The 16285-nt window shown below is 58.3% G+C and carries 11 protein-coding genes; 3 read left to right on the top strand and 8 right to left on the bottom strand.

Annotated features, from left to right (window positions below; all coding sequences use genetic code 11):
- The first annotated feature begins 73 nt into the window (after nucleotides 1-73).
- Nucleotides 74-1219: a MalY/PatB family protein gene (locus L579_RS03750; RefSeq protein WP_021182945.1), complete on the top strand. Its 1146-nt coding sequence runs from the start codon at nucleotides 74-76 to the stop codon at nucleotides 1217-1219.
- On the opposite strand, the gene L579_RS03745 is transcribed toward L579_RS03750, so the two are convergent.
- On the bottom strand, nucleotides 1216-1776 hold the full coding sequence (locus tag L579_RS03745) for a VOC family protein (RefSeq protein WP_021182944.1): 561 nt from the start codon (nucleotides 1774-1776) through the stop codon (nucleotides 1216-1218). The two genes, L579_RS03750 and L579_RS03745, sit on opposite strands and share 4 nt — an antisense overlap.
- 314 nt (nucleotides 1777-2090) lie before the next feature.
- Here L579_RS03745 and L579_RS24270 point away from each other — a divergent pair, with 314 nt between their 5' ends.
- Both L579_RS24270 and argS read left to right on the top strand, forming a co-directional pair.
- Nucleotides 2091-2213: a hypothetical protein gene (locus L579_RS24270; RefSeq protein ID WP_013509482.1), complete on the top strand. Its 123-nt coding sequence runs from the start codon at nucleotides 2091-2093 to the stop codon at nucleotides 2211-2213.
- 180 nt (nucleotides 2214-2393) lie between these two features.
- The gene (argS, locus tag L579_RS03740; RefSeq protein WP_021182943.1) at nucleotides 2394-4124 is read left to right on the top strand and encodes an arginine--tRNA ligase; all 1731 of its coding nucleotides are present in this window, start codon (nucleotides 2394-2396) and stop codon (nucleotides 4122-4124) included.
- 36 nt (nucleotides 4125-4160) lie between these two features.
- On the opposite strand, the gene L579_RS03735 is transcribed toward argS, so the two are convergent.
- The 7 genes from L579_RS03735 to L579_RS03705 form a co-directional block, all read right to left on the bottom strand.
- Nucleotides 4161-4556: a flagellar protein FlhE gene (locus L579_RS03735; protein WP_021182942.1), complete on the bottom strand. Its 396-nt coding sequence runs from the start codon at nucleotides 4554-4556 to the stop codon at nucleotides 4161-4163.
- Between the two features lies 1 nt (nucleotide 4557).
- On the bottom strand, nucleotides 4558-6645 hold the full coding sequence (gene flhA / locus L579_RS03730) for a flagellar biosynthesis protein FlhA (protein WP_021182941.1): 2088 nt from the start codon (nucleotides 6643-6645) through the stop codon (nucleotides 4558-4560).
- The gene (flhB, locus tag L579_RS03725) at nucleotides 6638-7792 is read right to left on the bottom strand and encodes a flagellar biosynthesis protein FlhB (RefSeq protein ID WP_021182940.1); all 1155 of its coding nucleotides are present in this window, start codon (nucleotides 7790-7792) and stop codon (nucleotides 6638-6640) included. Before flhB ends, flhA begins: the two co-directional genes overlap by 8 nt.
- Nucleotides 7793-7986: 194 nt before the next feature.
- The gene (cobA, locus tag L579_RS03720; protein WP_021182939.1) at nucleotides 7987-8802 is read right to left on the bottom strand and encodes a uroporphyrinogen-III C-methyltransferase; all 816 of its coding nucleotides are present in this window, start codon (nucleotides 8800-8802) and stop codon (nucleotides 7987-7989) included.
- Between the two features lie 11 nt (nucleotides 8803-8813).
- Nucleotides 8814-11417, bottom strand: a complete 2604-nt coding sequence (locus L579_RS03715; protein ID WP_036624953.1) for a nitrate reductase — start codon at nucleotides 11415-11417, stop codon at nucleotides 8814-8816.
- Nucleotides 11414-15514 (bottom strand): nitrite reductase large subunit NirB, encoded by a 4101-nt coding sequence (gene nirB, locus L579_RS03710; RefSeq protein WP_081692760.1) that lies wholly within the window; start codon nucleotides 15512-15514, stop codon nucleotides 11414-11416. The genes L579_RS03715 and nirB overlap by 4 nt, the downstream gene beginning before the upstream one ends.
- Nucleotides 15489-16277, bottom strand: coding sequence for an ABC transporter ATP-binding protein (locus tag L579_RS03705; protein ID WP_021182936.1), 789 nt, complete (start codon nucleotides 16275-16277; stop codon nucleotides 15489-15491). Before L579_RS03705 ends, nirB begins: the two co-directional genes overlap by 26 nt.
- Nucleotides 16278-16285: the final 8 nt, after the last annotated feature.

Genomic DNA, 16285 nt, shown 5'->3' with positions numbered 1-16285 from the left:
ACATGACAGCTGGCTCGGGAAGATTGCTTAAGTTAGTCTGCTCATTGGAGACAGTTTACGTGGAAAACTCACTATGGCATTCAATTTTGACCAATGGATAGACCGTCGTCACAGCGATAGTTTGAAATGGCACAAATATGGCGATCAGGATGTACTGCCACTCTGGGTTGCGGATACCGATTTTCGCTCCCCTGAATGCGTTATTGAAGCGATAAAGCAGCGCGCTGAGCATGGGGTTTTTGGTTATGGCGACACCCCCAGCGGTTTGATAGATATCACAATATCCCGCCTTGAGCAGCGTTATGGCTGGCGCATTCAACCGGAGTGGATTGTCTTGCTGCCAGGCGTGGTATGCGGCCTCAATCTTTCGGTCCGTGCATTTACCGACTCCGAACAAAGCACGGTCGCACCGGCACCCATTTATCCACCGTTTCGCGCGGCGGCGAAACTGGCTGAACGCGCGCAGATCAGTCTGCCGTTGCGATTAGAAGGTCAGCGCTGGCTTATGGATTTACACACTGCCCCTGAAAGATTGCAGGGCAATGAACGTTTATTGATGCTGTGTAATCCGCAAAATCCCGGCGGCACGGTCTATCGCCGTTCAGAACTGCTGGCACAACTGGCTTTTGCCCAACAGCACGATTTGATTGTCTGCTCCGATGAAATTCATTGTGATTTGCTTCTCACTCCAGGCGTGGAGCATATTCCCTTTGCCACCTTAAGCGAGGATGCAGCCCAGCGCAGCATTACGCTGATTTCCCCTTCAAAAACCTTCAACATCGCGGGTCTTGGTGCCTCAATGGCGATCATCCCCAACCCGGAATTGCGCAAGCGCTTTAAACAAACACGTCAGGGGATTGTGCCCGGCGTGGATATCCTGGCATTGGTGGCCGCAGAAGCCGCATGGCGCGGCGGAGATGACTGGCTGGCGGCGCAGATCGCCTATCTGCGCGCCAACCGCGACCGGCTGGTTGAGCAGGTGAATGCGTTGCCGGGACTGAGTATGGTCGCGCCCGAAGCGACTTATCTTGGCTGGATCGATGCCAGCGGGCTGGGTGTCGATAACCCGACGGGTTATTTCGAACAGCACGGTCTGGGGTTCTCGCCAGGGCACGATTTTGGTGATGGCCGCTTCGTGCGCTTTAATTTCGGCTGTACCCGCGCCACGCTGGAGGAAGCGATCGCGCGGCTGCAACGGGCGATCGCTGCACGGCGCTAGTCTTGCTCGCTGGCGACGATCTCTTCCAGTCGCCACGGATGAAATTTGATGGTTGTTTGCCCATCCGTGACCGCCAGGGTCGGATTGGGCAGACGCTCCTTTTCGCCCTGCGGGGCGCTGGTTTTGAAGGAGATGCCAGGCTGCGTCAATGCCTCATCGGCCAGCAGCGCCATCGCCCGCATGCCCAGCGTGTCCGGTTCACCACGCAGCACAATTTCCACATGTTCCCAGCCCTCGTGGCGATAAAGTTTTTCCCCCGGCCACGGCAACTCAATCACATCGATCTGCCATCCCGCCAGTTGCAGCGGCTGATGCAGTTTGAACAAACAAATCGGACGACCATTGATCATCGCTTCAGAGAACTGGCTACCGATTTGCAGCAAACCTTGCTTCCAGCGCTCCGCTGTCGCGTATTGATGGCAACGAACGGCCACATGATCGGCGTCGTGTTCATTCAGTTGCAGACCTAAACGTTCAGCAAATTGCTGCAATGCCTGTTCAAAGCGCAGCAGGTCTTGTTCCAAATCCTTCAGTTCTGAAGGAAAAATCATCGTCATGCGTCAATTACTCCGCTATCAGTTTAAATATTTTAATCAATCCAGCACATTGCTTTTCCAGAGCTTCTGACGGCAAAATAGTCGGAATCCTCTGATTTAGCCGCAAAATCCCCGAAAAACCGTATAAAAGTGCCTTTGAATTAGGATTAATCGCAGGCACAGGTCCAGTTGTTACTTTATGAAAGTACCTTAACGACATGTTTAATATAACAATAATTAATACAATGAGATAAGTCTTATTTAGCCTGCGAACAATTGCAGCCTGAAATCCTTTCTTATAAATTTGTGGCTACACAAATTAAAGGAATGGCCCTATGTCTATGCTCATTGTTGTCGCGGTCCTGATTGCATTGATGGGATTTGCTATTTCCCGCCACTGGAAGGTACGTGAAGACAAAAGCGTCAAAAATCCTCGTCGCTTTCAACGGCGCCGTTAATCGGCGCTGGAGTTTCCCTGCCTGATTCCGGCGTCTATCCGATAGCTGACGCACTCTAACATTTCACGTATACTTCCCCTCTTATTTTTTCCGTCCCGCCCGCCCAACAGCGCCTCTGCGGGATGACGACATCGGCTCGCACATGGCAGGCGAGCAATTTCAGCATATGAAGGTAACGCGGTGAATATTCAGGCTCTTCTTTCCGACAAAGTCGGTCAGGCAATGATCGCGGCAGGTGCGCCTGTCGATTGCGAACCACAGGTACGTCAGTCCGCTAAAGTGCAATTCGGCGACTACCAGGCGAACGGTATCATGGCCGTGGCGAAAAAGCTCGGTCAGGCACCGCGTCAGTTGGCTGAACAGGTGATCCAGCATCTCGATCTGCACGGCATTGCCAGCAAGGTTGAAATCGCCGGGCCGGGTTTTATCAACATTTTCCTTGATCACCAGTGGCTGGCTGACCAGGCCGCGCAGGCGCTGAACTTACCGCGTCTTGGCGTCAGCAACGTGGCGGCGCAAACCATTGTCGTCGACTATTCTGCCCCCAACGTCGCGAAAGAGATGCACGTCGGCCACGTCCGTTCCACCATCATCGGTGATGCTGCGGTGCGTACGCTGGAGTTCCTCGGCCATCATGTCATCCGCGCTAACCACGTTGGCGACTGGGGTACGCAGTTCGGCATGTTGATCGCTTATCTGGAGAAACAGCAGAGCGAGCATCATGAAGATATCGCGCTGGCCGACCTCGAAGCCTTTTATCGCGAAGCCAAACGCACCTATGACGAAGATGAAGCCTTCGCGGAACGTGCCCGTGGCTATGTGGTGAAATTGCAGGGTGGCGATGAGTATTGCCGTACCATGTGGAAGAAGCTGGTCGACATCACCATGAGTCAGAACCAGAAAGTTTATGACCGTCTGAACGTCACCCTGACGCGCAAAGATGTGATGGGTGAAAGCCTGTACAACGATATGCTGCCGGGCATCGTTGCTGATCTGAAAGAAAAAGGTCTGGCAGTGATCAGCGAAGGCGCAACCGTGGTGTTCCTTGATGAATTCAAAAACAAGGAAGGCGAACCTATGGGGGTCATCGTGCAGAAGAAAGATGGCGGTTACCTCTACACCACCACCGACATCGCCTGCGCGAAATACCGTTATGAAACCCTGCATGCTGACCGCGTGCTGTACTACATCGATTCACGTCAGCATCAGCACCTGCAACAAGCCTGGACCATCGTACGCAAAGCCGGTTATGTACCGGAATCGGTGCCGCTTGAACACCACGCGTTCGGCATGATGCTGGGCAAAGATGGCCGTCCGTTCAAAACCCGTAGCGGCGGCACCATCAAACTGGCCGACCTGCTGGATGAAGCGGTGGAACGCGCGCTGGCGTTGGTGAGCGAGAAAAACCCGGAAATGTCTGCCGACGAGTTACAGGCGCTGGCGGAAGTGGTAGGTATTGGTGCGGTGAAATATGCCGACCTGTCAAAAAGCCGCACCACCGATTACATTTTCGACTGGGATAATATGTTGGCCTTTGAAGGCAACACCGCGCCTTACATGCAGTATGCCTACACCCGCGTGCTGTCGGTGTTCCGCAAAGCCGGTATCGATGCCGACAGCCTGCAAGGCAACATCATTCTGTCTGAAGAGCGTGAAGCCCAACTGGCGACCCGACTGCTGCAATTCGAAGAAGTGATCACCCTGGTGGCACGCGATGGCACGCCGCATGTGATGTGTGCTTATCTTTACGATCTGGCTGGCCTGTTCTCTGGCTTCTATGAACATTGCCCGATTCTGGCGGCGGAAGATGAGCAGGTGCGCAACAGCCGTCTGCAACTGGCGGCGCTTACCGCGAAAACCCTCAAACAAGGTCTTGATACCCTGGGTATCAAAACCGTCGAGCGTATGTAATACGAAAAACCCGCCAACCGGCGGGTTTTTTATTGGCTACTGATAATTCACCGTCACTTCGCTGCTCACCACGCGCAAACCCGGTGGCATCGCTCCCCGGCCATTAAAACCAAACGCCAGATGCAGGGTTTCATCGGCAGCGACATGTGCCAGCCCGCGCGTGGTGCCGCTGGCGCCGTCCAGCAACACGCAACGCTGGTTGGCACACAGCCGGACCACCAGCCCTGACGGGGCGGGACGACTCAGCTTATAACGCCAACTTACCTGAGAGATAACGCCCTGCACCGGGCCAGCAGCGCGCAGCGGTGGCGAGCTTAGCCAGTTGCCACGCGCCCCGAGACTCGGTCCACTGGCGCTGGCATGCCATGCTCCCTCGGCAGCCACCGCCCACAAGGGCAGCAGCAGAAATAATCCCGGCCACGCACGGCGCATTTTATTTGCCTCCGATGGTGGCGGTCATACGGATCTGACGATTATCCGTCAGCTCCATATTGGAGAGCACCACCAGCTGAGGCAGATTGCGACGCAGGAAGCGTGCCAACAACGCACGTAGCGGATGGTTCACCAGCAGCACCGGCGGTGCTCCCAGCATCTCCTGACGTTGCAGCGCATCCTGCGCCTGATGCAACAGACGGTCAGCCAGACCCGGCTCCAGACCGCCACCGCCCTGCAACGCCTGCAACAGCAGACGTTCCAGCGTCGCATCCAGGCCAATCACCTGCACTTCGCCGTTACCCGGGAACCACTGCTGGGTGATCGCACGGCCCAGCGCCACACGCACCACGCTGGTCAGCTCCTGCGCATCAGTCTGCACCGGCGCATGCTCCGCCAGGGTTTCAATAATGGTACGCATATCGCGAATTGACACACGTTCGGTCAGCAAATTCTGCAACACCTTGTGCAGCGTGGTCAGGGTGATCACGCCCGGCACCAAATCTTCGGTCAGTTTCGGCATTTCCTGCGTGACACGATCCAACAGTTGCTGCGCTTCCTGACGACCAAACAGCTCGCTGGCGTATTGACCGATCAGATGATTCAAGTGTGTCGCCACCACGGTACTGGCTTCCACCACCGTGAAGCCCTGAATCTGTGCCTGTTCTTTCAGCGCGCTGTCGATCCAGATCGCGGCCAGACCAAAGGCCGGATCGACGGTGGCTTCACCCGGCAAGGTGCCTGCTGCGGTACCCGGGTTAATCGCCATCCAGCGTCCCGGATAGGCATCACCGCTGCCAATCTCTACCCCTTTCATCAGAATACGGTAGCGCGCAGGCGGCAGTTCCATATTGTCGCGAATATGCACCACCGGCGGCAGGAAACCGACCTCCTGCGCCACTTTTTTACGGATACTACGAATACGTCCCAGCAGCTCACCATTTTGCAGGTGATCGACCATCGGGATCAGACGATAGCCTACTTCCATCCCCAGCGAATCTTCCAACTGGACATCGGTCCAGGAGGCTTCCACTGTCGCCGGGGTTTCCTGATTTTTCACCACGCTGGACGCTTCTGGCTGTTTCTTCGGCTGCATCTGACGTCCACGCAGCCACCAGGCCAGTCCCAGCAACGCAGCGGTAAACAGCAGAAAGACAAAGTTCGGCATGCCCGGCACCAGGCCCAGCAGACCAATAACCCCGGCACTCAGCATCAGCACGCGCGGATTGTTAAACAGCTGCCCGACCATCTGCTCGCCCACATCCTGATCGGTGCTGACGCGCGTGACGATAACACCGGCGGCGGTAGAGATGACCAGCGCCGGGATCTGCGCCACCAGACCGTCACCGATGGTCAGCAGCGTATAGGTTTCCGCCGCGTGCCCCAGATCCAGACCATGCTGCACCACGCCCACCAGCAGACCACCGATGACGTTAATCACCATGATCATGATCCCGGCGATGGCATCACCACGCACAAACTTACTGGCACCGTCCATTGAACCGTAGAAGTCGGCTTCCTGCGTCACTTCTGCGCGACGCTTCTTCGCTTCATCTTCACGAATCAGACCGGCGTTGAGGTCGGCATCGATCGCCATCTGCTTACCCGGCATCCCATCGAGCACAAAACGCGCCCCGACTTCGGCGATACGTCCGGCACCTTTGGTGATGACCATAAAGTTGATGATCACCAGGATGATGAACACCACGATACCGATGGCGAAGTTGCCGCCGACCAGGAAGTGACCAAAGGCTTCAACCACGCGACCTGCGGCGGCCGCGCCAGTGTGACCATCCAGCAGGATGATACGGGTGGAGGCCACGTTCAACGCCAGGCGTAACAACGTAGAGAACAGCAGAATGGTGGGGAATGCGGCAAAATCCAGCGTGCGCTGGGTGAACATCGCCACCAGCAACACCATAATGGACAACGCAATATTGAAGGTGAACAGCAGGTCAAGGATGAACGCCGGTAAAGGCAGCACCATCATCGACAGAATCATCATGATCAGCACCGGACCGGCCAGTACCTGCCATTGCGTGTCTTTAAAATTGCCCGGTAACCGCAGCTTTTCGGCCAGATTAGCCATCGTTTCTGTTCTCTCCTGGAATGTCCATCTCTGCCGGGACCGACAGATTATGAGGTTTCTTCGGTATCAGGCCGCCTTCACGCTTCCAGCGTCGCAGCTGCCAGACCCACGCCAGCACTTCCGCTACCGCCGCATACAGCGCGCCGGGAATGAACTGACCAATTTCGGTATGGCGGTACAGCGCACGCGCCAACGGCGGTGCCTCAAGAATCGGGACGCGATGTTCCTTGCCCAGTTCACGAATTTTCAGCGCCACTTCTCCGGCACCTTTAGCAACCACCTTCGGGGCGCTCATCTTCTTGTCGTTATATTGCAGAGCCACGGAGTAGTGTGTCGGGTTGGTGACAATCACATCCGCCTTCGGGACGTCAGCCATCATGCGGCGGCGAGCCGCCGCGCGCATGGCCTGGCGAATACGCCCTTTGACGTGCGGATCGCCCTCCTGCTGTTTAAATTCATCGCGGATATCCTGGCGCGACATACGTAACTTTTTGAAGTAGCTGTACAACTGCCAGAAAACGTCAAATCCCACCATCGGGATCAAGCCAAGCATCACCAGCGCACAACAGATGGCAATCATGTTCATGCCATGTTCCAGCGCATTCATCGGGGATTCGCTGATTAAACGCAGCATCTCCGGCCAGTGCGACCAGATGTACCAACCCGCCACCGTACCCACTAACACCGCTTTCAGGATCGCCTTCAACAACTCCGCCCAGGTCTGCCCGGAAACCATGCGCTTCAGGCCGCTTAACGGGTTGAGTTTGGTGAAATCCGGACTGAGGGATTTGCCGCTGATCACAATGCCGCCCAGCAGCATGGGGGCCGCGATCGCCACCAGCACCAGTCCGGCCATCAGCGGCAGCACGGCCAGTACCGCCTGACCAATCAGACTGCTGATATGCGCCACGATCACCTTGTCATCGGTTACCATGCCATGATCAAAACGAAAACCGGTCGCCACCATCGAAGCCAGACGACGTGCGATGCTGGTGCCGCCCAGCCACAGAATCATGATGCCGGACAACATCATCAATAACGATGTCAGCTCGCGCGAACGCGGAATCTGCCCATCCTGCCGTGCTTTTTCAAGTCGGTGCGCTGTGGGCGATTCTGTTTTGTCCTCGTCGCTACTCTCGTCAGCCACGGCATACCTCTGCTGGCAGGAATTCTGAGCATAGAATGCCAAAAGGCGACGAAGCTAAAGCGTGGATTAAGGGGAGAAAACGTCAGTTTATTTAGCCATAAGGGAAATTGTCGCCAGCACAGATCTCGTCGCGGCGCGATTCATCGCGCGTCTTTTCCGGCACGATGCACGGAATTGCGCGATAAATCGCGCCGCTACGGGCTTATGTGAGTTTCAGTCGCCCGGATGCTGGCTTCTTGATAAAACCGCACCACCTCGCCCACCAGCAATAACGCCGGTGACTGAGGCTGTTCGCGTGCCACCGTCTCGCTTAGTTGAGTCAGCGTAGTGATCAGCACCCGCTGGTCAGCTCTGGTGCCGTTTTCAATGATGGCGACTGGGGTAGCCGCATCACGCCCCTGCGCCATTAACTGGCTGCTGATGCTACTGCTCCACTTCAGCCCCATGTAGAACACCAGCGTCTGGTTATCCGCTGCCAGACTTTTATCCTCCAGGCATGGCTCGCCGGATTTGCCGTGACCGGTGATCAGACGCAAGGATTGCGCGCAATCACGATGGGTGAGCGGAATGCCACTGGCAGCCGCGCAACCCGCCGCGGCCGTAATGCCGGGTACCACCTGACAAGCAATCCCCGCCTGCTGCAAAAATGCCATCTCTTCGCCACCCCGGCCAAAAATAAAGGGATCGCCCCCTTTGAGCCGCACCACGTTGCGTCCACTGCGCGCCAGATCCACCAACAACTGGTTAATCTGTCCCTGCTTTAATCCATGACTCCCCGGCTTTTTGCCGACGTCGATCGCCAGCGTTCCCGCCGGCACCTCTGCCATCACCTCATCACTCACCAGTCGGTCATACACCACCACATCGGCCACTTTAATCAACCGAAGCGCTTTCAACGTCAGCAACTCGACATCGCCCGGTCCTGCCCCCACCAGCCACACCACCCCATCCTGGCCGGTCGCGCCCTGTGGGTTGAACAGTTTATCCAGCGTCTCAATTGCCTGTGTCATGCGGACCTCCATTACTGCGCCACGGTGTGCGCCGCGATAAGTTGTTTCAGCTCCGGGATACAGGAGCCACAGTTGGTGCCACATTTCAGCGCCGCCCCGAGGGCGGCGGCTGTCTGGCAGCCTTGATCAATGGCACGGCGGATCGCCAGTTCGCCCACCCCGAAGCAGCTGCACAAGGTGCGACCCTGACTCTCCCCCTGTTCCGGCCGTCCACCCAGCAGCGCATGGCGCTGTTGCGCCGAGCCAGGCGGGAGGCTGAATGCCTGTGCCACAAAAGCGTGGTCGATTTCAGGTAGCCAGGGCGCAGCATAGAACGCCCGTTCCAGTACCCCATCGCGCCAGCCCAGCATATGTCGCTGCTGACCGGCGTGCGCCTGCTGCCATTCCAGCTCATCCATGCCGGGCTGCTGATGCAGCCATGCCGCCGGATCCCCCTGACCGGCCAATACGTAACGTTGCACACCGGACTGCGGCACGCGCGACCAATAATCCAGTTGCTGCGGATCACATCGCGCACGCTGCCACAGCCACCCCTGCCACTGCGGGCGCAGCGGTTGCAGGCGCACCGCGGTTTGCTTCAGCGCCGGTTGCCCGGACACCGGACAACTGCGCGCCGCCACCAGGCCATCGACATTGGCCTGGGCACTGAATTGACGCGTCCAGTGCATCGGGATAAACAGTTGGCCGCGTGTCAGGCCGTTGTCGATCATCACCCGTCCACACCACCAGCCTAATGTGGATTGCACCCGTGTCAGATCACCCTGCCCCAGCCCGTGAGCAGCGGCATCATGCGGATGGAGCAACACAAAAGGTTCGTCATAATGCTGCATCAAGCGTGTGACGTTACCGGTGCGTGTCATGGTGTGCCATTGATCGCGGATACGCCCGGTATTCATCAGGAGGGGATAGTGGCGTGCGGGTGCACTGAGGATCGGGATGCCCAATGGCAACAAGCGGGCTTTACCATCCGGATGATAAAAGTGGCGCGTGGCGAACAAGCGCGACGAGCCATGCGGTGCGGCGGCATTTACCGGCCATTGTACCGGCGTAAGTTGGTCATACTGCTCACGGCTTAAGGTCGCCAGCGCGCTGATATCAAACGCACGGCTACCGGCGTTTTCAAAACCTGATAACGCCGCATGTTCGACAAAGACTTCATGGGGATGCTGCCAGTCAAAGGCTGCGCCATAACCCAATCGCTGCGCCACCTGTGCCAGTAACCACCAGTCCGGTTTCGCCTCCCCGACAGGGGCGACAAAACTGCGCTGGCGCGAGATACGTCGTTCTGAATTGGTCACGGTACCGTTTTTTTCGCCCCAGGCCTGGGCAGGCAACAGCACATCGGCAAAGGCGCTGGTGTCGGTCACGGCACTGACCTCCGAGACGATCACCAACGGACAGCGCCGCAGCGCCTCGGCGACGCGGTTGCCCTCCGGCATCGACACCGCCGGATTGGTACCCATGATCCATACCGCTTTTACCTCGCCACGTTCAATCGCCCGGAACAGATCGACCGCCATCAAACCCGGCTGATGCGCTACACGATCGCTATGCCAAAAACGCCCAAGCCGATCAACCTCTTGCGGACTAAACCCCATATGCGCCGCTAACTGGTTAGCTAAACCGCCCACTTCACGCCCGCCCATCGCATTGGGTTGACCGGTCAACGAAAACGGCCCGCAGCCAGGTCGGCCAATTTTACCGCTCAGCAGATGAACGTTGAGGATAGCGTTGTTGTTGTCGCTTCCGGTTTGCGATTGGTTGATCCCCATACACCATAAGGTCAGGACTCGGGGTTGGGTGGTGAACAGCTGCCAGAAGGCGAGAATGTCAGCGTCTGCTAACTGGCAGGTATGGGCCACCGCCGCAAGATCCCAGTCAGCACAGGCCGCCAGCGTGCTATCCACGTTGGCAAGATGCGGCAACATTGTCTGATCGATCCCGCCCTGAATCGCCAGCCAGTTAAGCAATCCGGCAAACAGCGCGCCGTCGCTGCCGGGGCGGAGCGCCAGATGCAGATCAGCCAGCTCGCAACTGGCGGTATGACGTGGGTCGATCACCACCAGCTTAATCTCAGGACGCTGCTGTTTCGCCTGTACCAGACGCTGCCACGCCACCGGATGCGCCCAGGCGGCATTCGAACCCACCAGAACCACCACATCGGCCTGCTCAAGATCTTCATAACAACAGGGCACCGCATCAGCACCGAACGCCCGTTTATAGCCCACCACCGCCGACGCCATACACAGCCGCGAATTGGTATCGATATTGGCGGCACCGATAAAGCCTTTCATCAGCTTGTTGGCAACGTAGTAATCCTCGGTCAGCAACTGCCCGGAGGCATAAAACGCCACCGCCTGCGGCCCGTGCTGCGCGATGATCGTCTGCAATTCGCTGGCAACCACATCCAACGCGCGATCGATACTCACCCGCTGCCCCCGCACCTGCGGCCACAACAAACGCCCTTCCTGTCCGAGGGTTTCACCTAACGCCGAACCTTTGACACACAGGCGGCCAAAATTGGCCGGATGCTGACGGTCGCCACTCACTAACCTATCCGCTGGGTTGATTTCAACGCCACAGCCCACGCCACAGTAGGGACAGGTCGTTTTCATGATGCCGCCGCCAGCGCCAACAGCGGCTGATTACCCAACCACACCTGACCGCCTTCCAGACGCACCGGCCAGCAACGCAACTGATGCTGCGGATTATCCAGGCTCTGGCCGTCCCGCAACCGGATGCGTTGTTTATACAAGGGTGAAATCACCACCGGCTCACCGGCTACATCGCCCAGGATGCCACGCGACAACACGCTGGCCTGAGTACCGGGTTCAATATCTTCCAGGGCATAAACGGTGTCGCCGAAGCGGAACAGGGCCACGCGCTGGTTGCCAAGCCGGGCACCCATCCCCGCTGAGGCAGGAATGGCGCTTTGCTCACAAATGGCGCTCCACGGCTCCGCAGGCAGGGTCACACTCGGGATAGTCAGCGTCTCCAGCGGCTGGCGCTGCCCCCGCACCTCGGCGTAATGCAGGGTTTCATCCGGCTGGTCGCTGTTGATGGTGGCGGTGAACAGCGCCCGACGCGAGGGGTTCTCCAGCGTGGTCTGCCATTCGCACTGATAACGATCGACCACCCACTGCATTTCCTGTTCCAGCGTGACACCCAGGCCGAGCGAGTCGTCAATCACCACCTGACGCAGATAAGCCAGGCCCCCCTCCATGTTGTCCATCCACACGCTGGTGCGTTGCAGCCGGTCAGCGGTGCGTACATAGAACATCAGAATGCGGTCAACGTAGCGGATCAGCGTGGCATCATCCAAATCGCTGGCAAACAGGTCGGCATGGCGGGGTTTCATTCCCCCGTTGCCGCAAACGTACAGATTCCAGCCCTTATCGGTGGCGATCACCCCAATGTCTTTGCTTTGCGCTTCAGCACATTCACGGGTGCAGCCGGAGACGGCCATTTTGATTTTGTGCGGTGCGCGCAGCCCTTTGTAGCGATGCTCGAGGGCGATGGCAAACGCAGTAGAATCCTGTACGCCATAGCGGCACCAGGTCGATCCCACGCAGGATTTCACCGTGCGCAGTGATTTGCCATAGGCATGGCCGGTTTCAAATCCGGCAGCGATCAGCGCTTCCCAAATCGCCGGGAGCTGATCAAGACGCGCACCAAACAGGTCGATGCGCTGACCGCCGGTGATTTTGGTGTAGAGACGGTACTGCGCCGCCACCGCGCCAATCGCCATCAAGCCCTCGGGCGTAATCTCGCCACCGGGCACCCGCGGCACCACTGAATAAGTTCCGTCCTTCTGGATATTGGCAAAGTAGCGATCGTTGGTATCCTGCAACGGCAGATGCGCCGGTTTCAGCAGGTAATCATTCCAGCAGGAGGCTAACAGCGATCCGACCAGCGGCTTGCAAATTTCGCAACCGTGGCCACGACCATGCTGTGCCAGCAGTTGGTCGAATGTGGTGATCTCACCCACCCGAATCAGGTGATACAGCTCCTGCCGTGACCAGGCAAAATGTTCACAAATATCCTTCTTCACCTCGACACCCTGGCTGGCAAGTTGATGCTCCATCACCTGCTTCACCAGCGCGCTACAGCCACCGCAGCCGGTCGCGGCTTTGGTGCAGCTTTTCAGCGCAGCCATATCACCACAACCACTTTGCACTGCTGCGCAAATATCCCCTTTGCTGACATTGTGGCAGGAACAGATCTGCGCGCTGTCCGGTAGCGCCGCCACCCCCAATGCTTTGCCGGGTGCGCCTGCCAGCTGCGGTAGAATCAGACTTTCCGCTGCTTCCGGCAGCGCCATTTTGTTCAGCATCATCTGCAACAGGCTGGCATAGTCGCTGCTGTCGCCCACCAGCACGCCGCCAAGCAGGGTTTTACCGTCATCTGAAATCACCAACTTTTTGTAGATGCCTTTCGGGTTATCCGTCCACTGATAACTCTGGCTGCCAGGTGTACGTCCATGTGCATCACCAAATGACGCCACCTCAACACCGAGCAACTTGAGTTTGGTGCTCATGTCGGCACCGTTAAATGCGGTTGTCTCTTGCGCTAACTGCCCCGCCAGTACGCGCGCCATCTGGTAGCCTGGCGCCACCAGACCAAAAATTTGTCCCTGCCACAACGCGCACTCGCCGATAGCATAGATGTCGCTGACGCTGGTGGCGCAGCCATCATCAATCACGATGCCTCCACGCTCGCCCATGCTGATGCCCGCCGCCCGTGCCAGCGCATCACGCGGGCGGATCCCGGCAGAGAACACCACCAGGTCAGTCGCCAGCAGGCTGCCATCCGCAAAGCGTAACTGCACGCTGCCGTCCGGCTGGTTTTCAATCGCTTCCGTCGCCTTGCTGGTGTGTACCTGTACACCTAACGCGGCAATTTTACCGCGCAGCATCTGCGCGCCACCGTCATCCAGCTGCACCGCCATCAGCCGTGGCGCAAACTCCACCACATGGGTTTCCAGTCCCAATTGTTTTAACGCATTGGCGGCTTCCAGACCGAGCAGACCGCCGCCAATCACCACGCCGCGCGTTGCCTGCCGGGCGCAATCGGCGATCGCATCCAGATCCGCCAGCGTGCGATAGACAAAACAACGCGGATGGTCACGCCCTGGCAGCGGTGGCACGAAAGGCACCGAGCCGGTCGCCAGCACCAGTTTATCCCACGCCAGTTCGCTGCCGTGGCTATCGCGCAAGCTGCGGCGTTGCGTGTCAATCGCCAGCACTTCACAGCCGCAACGCAGCTCAATTCCGTGCTGTTCAAAGAAGTTGTCACTGACTAACGACAGGTCATCAGCGCTCTTGCCGTTGAAATACTCCGTCAGGTGTACGCGGTCATAGGCCATCTGCGGCTCATCACCGTACACCACGATATGGTACTGCTGGTGCAGATCGCGGCTGACCAGTTGTTCGAGAAAATGGTGGCCGACCATACCGTGACCAACCAACGCGAGAATCGGTTTGCTCATCATTACCTTTCCTACAGCGCGAGGCTGCGTCTTGTTATTGTCCAGACCGAACAGCGCATTGAGATCCACCGGTTCGGCCCGCTGAAGTCGGGTCAGTAAACGGGAGGCCAGGGTGCTATCGCCAAACAGCAACACCCCCGCCAGCACGCCGTCGCGTAGAAATAGCCGCCGGTAGTGACCGGACAGCGGATCGAAACTGGTGAGAGAGGGGGCATCGCGGATGTCTCCGGCGCTGAAGACGTCAATACCGCTGACCTTGAGCCGCGTCCCATTCTCCTGATAGTGGAAATCGTCAACCGGTTGCCCGGCCAGACTGGCCGCCAGGACCAAAGCCTGCGCCAGACAGGGGGCGATCAACCCGAAGGTTTCACCGTCGATTTCACAGCATTCCCCGAGCGCGTACACATCGGGAATGGCGGTATGCAGTTGACGATCGACCTGAATGCCGCGCTGACAAGGCACACCCGCCGCCTGCGCCAGCGCGATTTCCGGCACCACGCCAATGGCGATCACCACCTGTTGTGCTGCCAGACAGCTACCATCGGTCAGCGTGACCTGCTGCGCATCAATCCGCTGCAACGAGACGCCGAGTCGACAATCGATACCGCGCGCCGTCAGATGTTGTTGCAACAACGCTCCCGCCTGCGCATCGAGCTGGCGATCGAGCAGCCAGCGGCGGTGATGCAGCAGCGTGACATCGCGCCCCAGCAACCGCAGGGCCGCCGCCGCTTCTACCCCCACCAGCCCACCACCGAGGACCACGACCGGTCCCTGCTGGGCCTGCATCCGCTCCACATCGCGCACGGTGCGGAAGCCCAATACGTGCGGGCATGCAATGCCCGGTAAGGTCGGCATCCGTGGCTGGGAACCACAGGCAAATACCAGCTTGTCCCAGTGCAGACTGCGCTGGTCGGTATGGAGCTGACGCCCGGCGACATCAACGGAACGCACCTCCTCCCCCGCCAGCAACCTGACTCCGTGTTCCTCGTACCACTCTGGCGTATGGATCAGGGTGTCGGCGAAGGTCTTCTCCCGGCCCAGCACCGGCGACAGCAGCACCCGGTTGTAGTTGCCGTGCGGTTCACGGCCTATCACCGTGATGGCGTAGCGGCCCGGTGCTTGCTGCACCAGAGTTTCCACCATGCGCATACCCGCCATACCGTTGCCGATGACAATCAGTTGCTGCATGCCCGGCTCCTTACGCCACTGCCGTCTGCTTTTCATACAGGAAATGCAGTACCTGCTGGCGCAGATGGTGGTAACGCGGCTCCTCCGCCAGCGCCACACGGGAACGTGGGCGCGGCAGGTCAATCGGCAGAATTTCACCGACGCGCGCCGCCGGACCGTTGGTCATCATCAACACGCGATCGGAGAGCAACACCGCCTCATCGACATCGTGGGTAATCAGCACGATGGTGGTGTTCAGTTCCTGCTGGATACGCATCACGCTGTCCTGAAGATGGGCGCGCGTCAGGGCATCCAGCGCGCCAAAGGGTTCATCCAGCAGCAACACGCGCGGCTTCATTGCCAGCGCCCGGGCAATGCCCACCCGCTGTTTCATGCCACCGGATATTTCTCCAGGCCGCTTGTGCAGCGCATGGCTCATCTGTACCCGGCCAAGGTTGTGCTCGATCCACTCCGCCATCTCGCTCCGGTTCATCTTGCCTTTAAACACCTGCTGCACCGCCAGTTCGACGTTCTGATACGCTGTCAGCCACGGCAGCAGCGAATGGTTCTGAAACACCACCGCGCGTTCCGGGCCAGGGCCGGTCACTTCACGGTTGTCGCACAACAGCACGCCGCTGCTCGGGCGCGTCAGACCGGCTATCAGGTTCAGTAAGGTGGATTTGCCACAGCCGGAATGGCCGATCAGGCTGAGGGTTTCCCCCGGATGGATATCGAAGCTGACATTATCAAGCGCGAGGAAATCCCCCTGCGCGGTGGCAAAGCGCTGGCTCACCTGCTGCACACGAATAATTGGATTCATCGTCATGG

Source organism: Pantoea sp. AS-PWVM4, from assembly GCF_000468095.1.
In the GTDB taxonomy this organism is placed as follows: Bacteria; Pseudomonadota; Gammaproteobacteria; order Enterobacterales; family Enterobacteriaceae; genus Pantoea; species Pantoea phytobeneficialis.
Note: the sequence above shows the minus strand (reverse complement) of the source record. Positions and strands in the feature narration are given on the sequence as shown.